The organism is Pseudoxanthomonas sp. GW2 (genome assembly GCF_000283075.1).
GTDB lineage: Bacteria > Pseudomonadota > Gammaproteobacteria > Xanthomonadales > Xanthomonadaceae > Pseudoxanthomonas.
The window spans coordinates 1-8,996 of sequence record NZ_ALIP01000035.1 but is presented as its reverse complement, the minus strand read 5'-3'; the positions used below and the strand labels follow the sequence as shown (position 1 = coordinate 8,996).

6 protein-coding genes and 1 pseudogene are annotated in these 8,996 nt (G+C 72.8%); 2 read left to right on the top strand and 5 right to left on the bottom strand.

The genetic code is table 11. From position 1 onward, the window contains the following. Nucleotides 1-55: 55 nt before the first annotated feature. On the top strand, nucleotides 56-1,663 hold the full coding sequence (locus B351_RS0103125) for an alkaline phosphatase (protein WP_019397597.1): 1,608 nt from the start codon (nucleotides 56-58) through the stop codon (nucleotides 1,661-1,663). Nucleotides 1,664-1,828: 165 nt separating this feature from the next. Then, nucleotides 1,829-2,308 carry a LysR family transcriptional regulator gene (locus B351_RS16140; RefSeq protein ID WP_019397596.1) on the top strand — a complete coding sequence of 160 codons (480 nt, stop codon included), beginning with the start codon at nucleotides 1,829-1,831 and terminating at the stop codon, nucleotides 2,306-2,308. On the opposite strand, the pseudogene B351_RS17220 reads toward B351_RS16140, so the two are convergent. From B351_RS17220 to B351_RS0103095, 5 genes and pseudogenes are all read right to left on the bottom strand, one after another. After that, nucleotides 2,190-4,759: pseudogene (locus B351_RS17220) on the bottom strand (ligase-associated DNA damage response DEXH box helicase). The gene B351_RS16140 and the pseudogene B351_RS17220 sit on opposite strands and share 119 nt — an antisense overlap. Beyond that, nucleotides 4,756-6,360: an ATP-dependent DNA ligase gene (locus B351_RS0103110; RefSeq protein ID WP_019397595.1), complete on the bottom strand. Its 1,605-nt coding sequence runs from the start codon at nucleotides 6,358-6,360 to the stop codon at nucleotides 4,756-4,758. Before B351_RS0103110 ends, B351_RS17220 begins: the two are co-directional and overlap by 4 nt. Then, entirely contained in the window at nucleotides 6,357-7,403 is a 1,047-nt protein-coding gene (locus tag B351_RS16135) for a ligase-associated DNA damage response exonuclease (protein WP_019397594.1), read from the bottom strand. Before B351_RS16135 ends, B351_RS0103110 begins: the two co-directional genes overlap by 4 nt. A gap of 65 nt (nucleotides 7,404-7,468) precedes the next feature. Then, nucleotides 7,469-7,939 (bottom strand): nucleoside deaminase, encoded by a 471-nt coding sequence (locus B351_RS0103100; protein ID WP_019397593.1) that lies wholly within the window; start codon nucleotides 7,937-7,939, stop codon nucleotides 7,469-7,471. A gap of 55 nt (nucleotides 7,940-7,994) precedes the next feature. Then, the coding region (locus tag B351_RS0103095; protein WP_019397592.1) for an HlyD family secretion protein at nucleotides 7,995-8,996 on the bottom strand (1,002 nt) is incomplete at its 5' end.

Genomic DNA, 8,996 nt, shown 5'->3' with positions numbered 1-8,996 from the left:
CCCGCCTTCGCGCCGCGCCCGCACGGGCGCGGCGCCCGTTCCGGAACCGTCCGAGATGACCCACGACATCAACCGCCGGCGCCTGCTCAAGGCGCTGGGCACCGGCGCCGCCAGCGGGCTCCTCGCGCCGTTCGGCATGGCCTTCGGCCAGGCCGCACCGCGCAACCTGCTTGCCAATCCGCGCTTCGACCGCGACCCGTTCCAGCTCGGCGTCGCCTCCGGAGAGCCCGCGCCCGATGGCTTCGTCCTCTGGACCCGGCTCGCGCCGCAGCCGCTGGAACAGGGCGGCGGCATGGTGATGCGGCCCATGGCGGTGACCTGGGAGCTGGCCGAGGACGAAGGCTTCCGCCGCGTCGTCCGCGATGGCCAAGCGCTGGCCCGGCCGGAGCTCGCGCATGCCGTGCATGTCGAGGTCGAGGGCCTGGCGCCCGGACGGCCGTACTGGTATCGCTTCGCCGTAGGCGGTGCGACCAGTCCGGTCGGCCGCAGCGCCACGCTCCCTGCGACGGATGCGCGCGTGGACCGCGTGCGCTTCGCCGTGGCCGGCTGCCAGCACCTGGAGGAGGGCCATTTCACGGCCTGGCGCCGGATCGCCGAGGAGCCCCTGGACTTCGTCTTCCACTACGGCGACTACATATACGAAGGCCCCGACCGCGGCCCTGGCGAGCGCATGCTCAACGGCCGCCCGTTCATGCCGCTGCGCCGCCACGTCGGCGGCGAGATCTATTCGCTGGACGACTACCGGCGGCGCTATGCGCAGTACCGCAGCGACCCGGACCTGCAGGCGGCGCACGCTGCGGTGCCCTGGTTCGTCAGCTTCGACGATCACGAGATCGACAACAACTGGGCCGGCGAGTTCGACCAGGACGGCACGCCGCCCGAGCTGTTCATGCTGCGCCGTGCGGTCGCCATGCAGGCCTACTACGAGCACATGCCGCTGCGGCGGCGCTCGATGCCGCACAACGGCCACATGCGCATGTATCGCCGCGCGGGCTGGGGCGACCTGCTGCAGGCGCACTTCCTCGACACGCGCCAGTACCGCAGCGACCAGGTCAACGGCGACCGCGACGGTCCCCAGAACGACGCGGTGGCCGATCCTTCGCGCACCATGCTCGGCGCGGAACAGGAAGCCTGGCTGTACGACGGCCTGCGCCCGGACCACCATCGCTGGCACGCGATCGCCCACCAGGTGAGCCTGGCCAACCTGGCGATGCGCTCGCGCGAAACCGGAGAGGTCGTGCATTCCATGGACCAGTGGTCCGGTTATCTCGGCCCGCGCCGCCGCCTGCTGGGGCACATCCATGAGGCGGGCATGAAGAACGTGGTCACCGTGTGCGGCGACGCGCATCGGCACTTCGCCAGCGACCTGCTGCAGGACCACGAGGACTCCGGCGTGATCTCCACCGAGTTCCTCGCCACGTCGATCAGCTCGGGCGCCGACGGCGCCGGCGAGGACGACGACTTCAACCGCAACGCGCGCAGCCTCAATCCGCAGCTCAAGGCGATCACCGACCGCCGCGGCTACGTGCTGTGCGAGGTGACCCGCGACGAGTGGCGCGGCGACCTGAAGGTGCTCGACCGGGTGACGGTACCGGACGAACCGGTCCGCACCTACGCCAGCTTCGTGGTCGAGCGCGGTCGGCCGGGGCTGCAGCCGGCCTGACGCCGGCCGCTTGGCGAGCTGCCGGGGCGGCCCTGTGCGCCCCGCCAGCCCGCCACCCCGGGGCACCCGGCATGGGGAACACCGCGCCGGTCGACCCGGGGCGAGGCTCGCAGGGCAAGCTAAACTTGCCGTGTGCCTCCGCCCTCCTTGCCGCCGCTCTCGAGTTTGCGCGCCTTCGAGGCGGCCGCGCGGCTGGGCAGCTTTTCGCGGGCGGCCGCCGAGCTCAACATGACCCCGGCGGCGGTCAGCTACCAGATCAAGCAACTCGAAGCGCGGCTTGGCGTAGTGCTCTTCCGCCGTTTCCCGCGCCGCGTGGAACTGACCGCGAATGGGGACATGCTCGCACCGGCGATCTCCGGCGCATTCGCCACGATGCGAGCCGCAGTCGCCCAGACGGTCGAGCGTGCGCAGGACGAACTTTCCATCACGACCTTGCCGACGGTCGGCGCGACATGGCTGGCGCCGAAGCTCGGCCGTTTCAAGGCGCGCATGCCTGCCCTGCGCGTGCGCCTCGACATGAGCGTCCCTACGGCGGACCTCGATGCGCTCGATTTCGACGTCGCGATCCGCAGCGGACTGGGCACTTGGCCCGGTCTCCACGTTCGGCGGCGCGGCGCACGCGGGTGCGCCAGTCCTCGGTGCTGACTGGCCGCGCTGGCCCTCGGCCCACAGCGGGAACGACAGCGGGGTCAGCCCCGGGGGCCGGGCCAGGACCAGCGCGCGCGCGCCGCGGTCGCGCAGCACCTGTTCCAGCCGGTCCAGTTCCAGTTCGCCTTCCAGCACCTCGCGCTCGGCCTGGGCCAGCAGCAGGTGCCCGGGATCGTGGCGGCTCAACACGTCGAACAGCAGCCCGGAGGAGGCCTGCAGCTGGCGCAGGCTGCGCAGCTGGCGGCCCGGCAGCGTGGGCACCAGCAGGCCGGAGACGCGCGCGATCTCGCGGAAGCGGCGGCGTGCCAGTTCGCCGAGGTTGAGCGCCTGGCGCAGGTCCTCCGCCAGTGCCTGTGGCGAGAACATCGCCTGCAGCAGGCCTTCGTCCACCGGCACCGGCTGCGCCGGCGACAGCACCAGGCCGTAATCGTTGGCGGCGAAGGCGAAGCTGTTGCGCTGCAGCCGACCCCAGCGCAGGGCGAACAGCGCAGCCAGGCCTTCGTTCACTTGGCGCCCGCCGAACGGGTATGCGAACAGGTGCAGGCGCCCGCGCAGGGTGACCTGCTCGGCCAGCAGCCGGCCGGGCCCGGGCAGGGCGGACAGGCGTTCCTGCAATGCCAGCAGCGGCGCCAGCGTGCGCAGTTCGGGCGAGCCGTCGGGCGTGCCCAGCAGCTGCTCCACCTCGTCGGCCAGCTGCGAGGACAGCGGCATGCGCCCGCCGCGCCAGGTCGGCACTGCACCCTCGCCACCGCGCACGGGCCGCACGTAGGCGGTCATGTCCTCCAGGCGCACCAGCTCCAGCAGGCGCCCGGCGAACTGGAAGCGGTCGCCGCGGCGGAGGCGGCCGACGAACTGTTCCTCCACCGCACCGAGCCGACCGCCGCGCAGCATGCGCACCGTGACGCTGCCATCGCTGGTGATGGTGCCGATCGACAGCCGGTGGCGGGTCGCCACGCGGCGGTCTTCGACCACGTAGCGGCCGTCTTCCGCGCGGACCACCTTGCGGAAGTCCGGGTAGTGCGAGAGCGCGCGGCCGCCCTGGACGATGAAGTCCAGCACCGCCCGCCAGGTCGCATCGTCCAGCCCGGCGAAGGCGTGGGTGCCGCGCACCTCGGCCAGCAGTTGGTCCGGCTCGAAGCCGCCGGCCAGCGCGCAGCTGACGCAGTGCTGGGCCAGCACGTCCAGCGGGCACCGCGGTGGCGGGCGCGCTTCCACCCGGCCGCTGCGGAGCGCATGGCGGGCGGCGGCGAACTCCAGCAGTTCCAGCGCGTGCGTGGGAACGCAGGTGATCGCGCCGGATTCGCCGGGACGGTGGCGTGCGCGGCCGGCGCGCTGCAGGAGGCGCGCCACGCCCTTGGGGCTGCCCAGCTGCAGCACCTGGTCCACCGCCGGGAAATCCACGCCCAGGTCCAGGCTCGAGGTGGCCACCACGCAGCGCACCGTGCCCTCGCGCAGTCCCTGCTCGGCGGCGCCGCGCAGGGCCGGGTCCAGCGAGCCGTGGTGCAGGGCGAGGGTGGCCGGATCCTCGGGCCAGACCGCAGCGAGCGCCTGGTGCCAGAGTTCGGCCTGGGCGCGGGTATTGGTGAACAGCAGGCTGCTGCGCGCCGCCAGCAGCCGCTCCAGCACGCGCGCCAGCTGGCCCAGGCCCAGATGCCCGGCCCAGGGGAAGCGTTCACGGCCCTCGGGTCGCAGCGTCCGCACCGCCACCGTGCGGGCGCGGGGGCTGCCGACCAGGGCCGCACCGGGAACGTGCGGCAGCAGCACCTCGCGTGCCTGCCCGAGGTTGCCCAGCGTGGCCGACAGGCCCCAGATGCGCAGCCCGGGGCGCAGCGCGCGCAGGCGCGCGAGGTTGAGTTGCAGCAGCACGCCGCGCTTGTTGCCCAGCAGCTCGTGCCACTCGTCGACCACCACCATGTCCAGCGCGCGCAGGCGCTCCGGCGCGTCGGGATAGGACAGCAGCAGGGCCAGCGATTCCGGCGTGGTCACCAGCGCGTCGAGCCCGCCCTCGCGCGCCAGGCGGCGGTCGCGCGCGGAGGCGTCGCCGGTGCGATGGCCCACGCGCCAGTCCAGGCCCAGCGCCGCTGCCGGCTCGCGCAGCGCGCGGGTGGTATCGCTGGCCAGCGCGCGCAGCGGGGTGATCCACAGCAGGCGCAGGGGATGCGCCTCGGCGGCGCGCATGCGGCGCTTCGTGGCTGGCGCGGATTCGGCGCGTGCCAGCGCCTCGAGCAGGGACGCGCCGGCCACCGCCAGGGTCTTGCCGCTGCCGGTGGGCGTGTGCAGCAGGCCTGACCCGCCAGCCAGGGCGCGGCGCCAGACCTCGCGCTGGAAACGCAGCGGAATCCATTCGCGTTGCGCGAACCAGGCATCCAGTTGCCGGCGCGCGCGACGCAATGCGGCCGCGGTCGGCCGCGGAGGCGCCGGTGGCGTGGCCGGCGGCGCGCCGCTCATCGCGCCAGCGCCTGCAGCGTGGCCAGCACGTCGGCCTCGGCGGCCGGCTTGTCGTGGCGCCAGCGCAGGATGCGCGGGAAGCGCACGGCAATGCCGGACTTGTGCCGGCTGCTGTCGTTGACTGCTTCGAAGCCCAGCTCGAACACCTGCACCGGTTCCACCGAGCGCACCGGGCCGAAGCGTTCCAGGGTGTGCGCGCGGATCCAGCGGTCGAGTTTCAGGATCTCGGCGTCGTCCAGCCCGGAGTAGGCCTTGGCCACCGGCACCAGGGCGCCGTCGTGCCACAGGCCGAAGGTGTAGTCGGTGAACAGGGTGCTGCGCCGGCCATGGCCGGCCTGGGCGTAGATCAGCACAGCGTCGATGGTCAGCGGGTCGATCTTCCACTTCCACCAGTCCCCGCGGCGGCGGCCGGACTGGTAGGCGGCACTGGCGCGCTTGAGCATCAGGCCTTCCACGCCGCGCCCGCGCGACTGCATGCGCAGCGCGGCGGCGTGCTCCCAGCTGGCGGGCTGCACCTGCGGCGACAGCGCGATGCGCGGGTCATCCAGCGCCGCCAGCACCCGTTCCAGCCGCGCGCGGCGCTGCAGTTGCGGCAACGCGCGCAGGTCCTGGCCATCGAGCTCCAGCAGGTCGTATGCCACCACCCGCACCGGTGTGTCGGCCAGGGTCTTCGCGCCCGGCTTGCGCCGCTGGATTCGGGTCTGCAGCGCGGTGAACGGCAGCGGCGCATCCTCGCCATCGCGCCAGGCCAGCAGTTCGCCGTCGATCACGGTCCCGTCCGGCAGCGCCGCGGCGGCTTGTTCGATCTCGGGGAAGCGGCCATCCAGGCGCTCCTCGCCGCGCGACCACAGCGCCACCTCGCCGGCGCGGCGCAGCAGCTGCACGCGGATGCCGTCCCACTTCCATTCCAGCAGCCAGTCGTCGATCGGGCCCAGGTTCCCGGGTTCGGCTTCCAGCGGCGAGGCAAGGAAGAACGGATAGGGTTGCTGGCGGTCGCCTGGTTGCTCTTCCGGGTCCAGCAGGTGCTGCATCCAGGCCGCATCGGGCGTCCAGGCGCCAAGCATGCGCTGGGCAATGCGGGCGATATCCACCCCGGACAGCTCGGCCAGCGCCTGCTGCACCAGTCGCTGCGACACACCCACCCGCAGCGAGCCGGTCAGCAGCTTGTTGAAGGCCAGGCGCTCGTCGAAGCACAGGCTGCGCCAGGCCTCGATGATCGCGGCGCGACGTACTTCCGGCACGGCATTGGCCAGCGGCAGCAGGCGCCGTTCGATCCATTCCGACAGCGGCACGTCGGCGCCGGCATCGGGCGGGTCGTCCAGCAGCAGGGTCACGGTCTCGGCCAGGTCGCCCACCTGCGAGTAGCTGTCGTCCACCAGCCAGCCGGGAAGGCCGGCGACTTCGCCCCCCCAGGCGCGCAGTTCGCCGCTGGCGGCGATCTTGCGGCCGGCGCCGGAGATCTTGCCGCCGGACAGCAGGTGCAGGGCCCAGGCGGCGTCGGCCGGCGGCGCATCGCGGAAATAGGCGACCAGGGCCGCGCGCTTGTCGCCGGTGGCGGTGCTGCGGTCCAGCTGCCGGTAGAGCGCGGCGAAGCGCCTCATGTGCCCGGCTCCTGCGGCTCGCCGGCCGCTGCGGCGTCCTGCAGGGTTTCATCGCCGTAGCCGGTGTGGAAGGACTCGGCGGCCACGCCCTGTTCGCACAGGTGGCGCACCAGGGCGTCGGTGTTGCCGTGGGTGGCGATGATCCGGCGCGCGCCGGTGTCGGCGATGGTGCGCAGCAGGTCGGGCCAGTCGGCGTGGTCGGAGATGACGAAGCCGAGGTCCACGTTGCGCCGGCGGCGGTTGCCGCGGATCCGCATCCAGCCGGAGGCAAAGCCGTGCTGGGCGCGACGGAAGCGCCGCAGCCAGGCGCTGCCTGCGGCCGAGGGCGGGGCGATCACCAGGCGCCCGGCGCAGTCGGCGTTGCGTGGCAGGTCCGAGACGCGTTCGGTATCGAGCATCGCGATGCCGGCCTGGCGGTAGACCTGCACGCCGGCGTCGATCGCACCGTGCAGCAGCGCTGGCACGTCATCCAGTCGGCGCAGTTCGGCCAGCACGCGCTGCGCCTTGCCCAGCGCGTAGCAGTACAGGATCGCGGCCTCGCCGCGCTCGGCGCATTGCCGCCGCCATTGCACGATGTCGGCCGCGACCTGGCGCGTGTCCGGCCAGCGGTACACAGGCAGCCCGAAGGTCGCCTCGGTGATGAAGGTGTCGCACTGGACCGGTTCGAACGGAGCACACGTGGGATCGGGCTGGCGCTTGTAGTCGCCCGAGGCGACCCAGACCTGGCCATTGGCCTCGATCCTTACCTGCGCCGAGCCCAGTACATGCCCGGCCGGATGCAGCGACACGCGTGCCCGGCCGAGGGTGAAGGCCTTGCCGTAATCGTGCGCGTGCACCACCTGCCCGCCCAGGCGCCAGCGCAGGATCGGAATGCTGTCGCGACTGCAGTGGTACTCGCCCATGCCGCCGCGGGCGTGGTCGCCATGGCCATGGGTGATGACCGCGCGCGGCACCGGCCGCCACGGATCGATGTGGAAATCGCCGGGCGGGCAGTAAAGCCCTTCCGGGCGCAGGACGACCAGGTCGTCGGGGGACTCGGGCATGGCCCGAGTCTCGGTCGGCGCGCGTGCAGGCGGCGAGAACCTCCCGCGCGCCGCGGATCAGTCATTCAGTGTCCGTGGCCGCAGGCGTCGTCTTCGCCGATGTCCTCGTTCCACACGTGCGGGTTGGCGGCGATCCAGTCGCCAAGCATGCGGATGCACTCGGCGTCGTTGAGGTCGATGACCTCAACGCCCTGTTCGCGCAGCCACTCGTGCCCGCCCTGGAAGTTGACCGCCTCGCCCATCACCACCGTGCCGATGCCGAACTGCCTGACCAGGCCACTGCAGTACCAGCACGGCGAGAGCGTGGTCACCATGATGGTGTCGCGGTAGGAGCGCTGGCGCCCGGCCTTGCGGAAGGCATCGGTCTCGCCGTGCACGGAAGGATCGTTTTCCTGCACCCGGCGGTTGTGGCCACGGCCGAGCAGGGTGCCGTCGCGGCGGAACAGGGCCGCGCCGATCGGGATGCCGCCCTCGGCCAGGCCCTGGCGGGCTTCCTCGACGGCAATGGCCAGCAGGCTGCGGTAATCGATACTCACGGTCGCGGTCAGGTTGCGGAGGGGGGCGCCAGCGTACGCCGGACGGGCGTGGTTGTCAGGCGCCGGTATCCACCACCACCACCACCGACATGCCCGGCGCCAGGCGCGACAGCAGCGGTTCCTGGCCCGGGTCGATGCCGATCCGCACCGGGATGCGCTGCGGGATCTTCACGAAGTTGCCGGTGGCGTTGTCCGGCGGCAGCACCGAGAACTGCGCGCCGGTGGCCGGGGCGATGCGCTCCACGTGGCCGGACAGGGCCAGGCCACCAAGCGCGTCGACGGTGAAGCGCACCGGCTGCCCGGACTGCACCCGCGCCATCTGCGTCTCCTTGAAATTGGCCACCACCCACAGCTCGTCCGGCACCAGTGCCATCAGCGTCGTCGCAGTGGCCACGTATGCGCCCTCGCGCACGCCTACCTGGCCCAGGCGGCCGTCGCGCGGTGCGAGGATGCGGGTGTTGTCGAGGTTGATCCGGGCCAGTTCCACCGCCGCCTCGGCGGCGGCCACCCGCGCTTCCAGGCCCCGGCGCCCGGTCTCGATGCCGCGCTCGTTCTCGCGCGCGGCCTGCAGCGCGGCGCGGGCCTGGACGAGGTCGGCACGGGCCTGGCGGTCGCTGGCCAGCGCGGCCTCGCGGTCCTGTTCGGAAACCAGGCGTTGCGCGGCCAGTTCGTTGGCCCGGCGCAGCACCGCATCGGCATGCTCGCGCTGGGCCTGCTGCGCCTGGATGCGGGCGGCGACCTGGGCACTGGCGGCAGCCGCGCCGCGGCGCTGCTGCTCCCAGGCGGCCAGCTCGGCGCGGGCGGCCAGCAGCTGGGCCCGGGCCTGCTGCAGCTGCTGGGCGTAGATGCGGTCGTCGATCCGCGCCAGCAGCTGGCCGCGGCGGACCTGCTGGAAGTCCTGCACCGCCACCTCGACCACGTAGCCTTCCACCTGCGGTGCGACCAGGGTGACCTGGCCCTGCACCTGGGCGTCCTCGGTGCGTTCGATGGCGCCGTGGAACGGCGGGACCTGCCAGGCGTAGAGCACCAGTCCGATCCCCGCCAGCGCGAGCGCGGC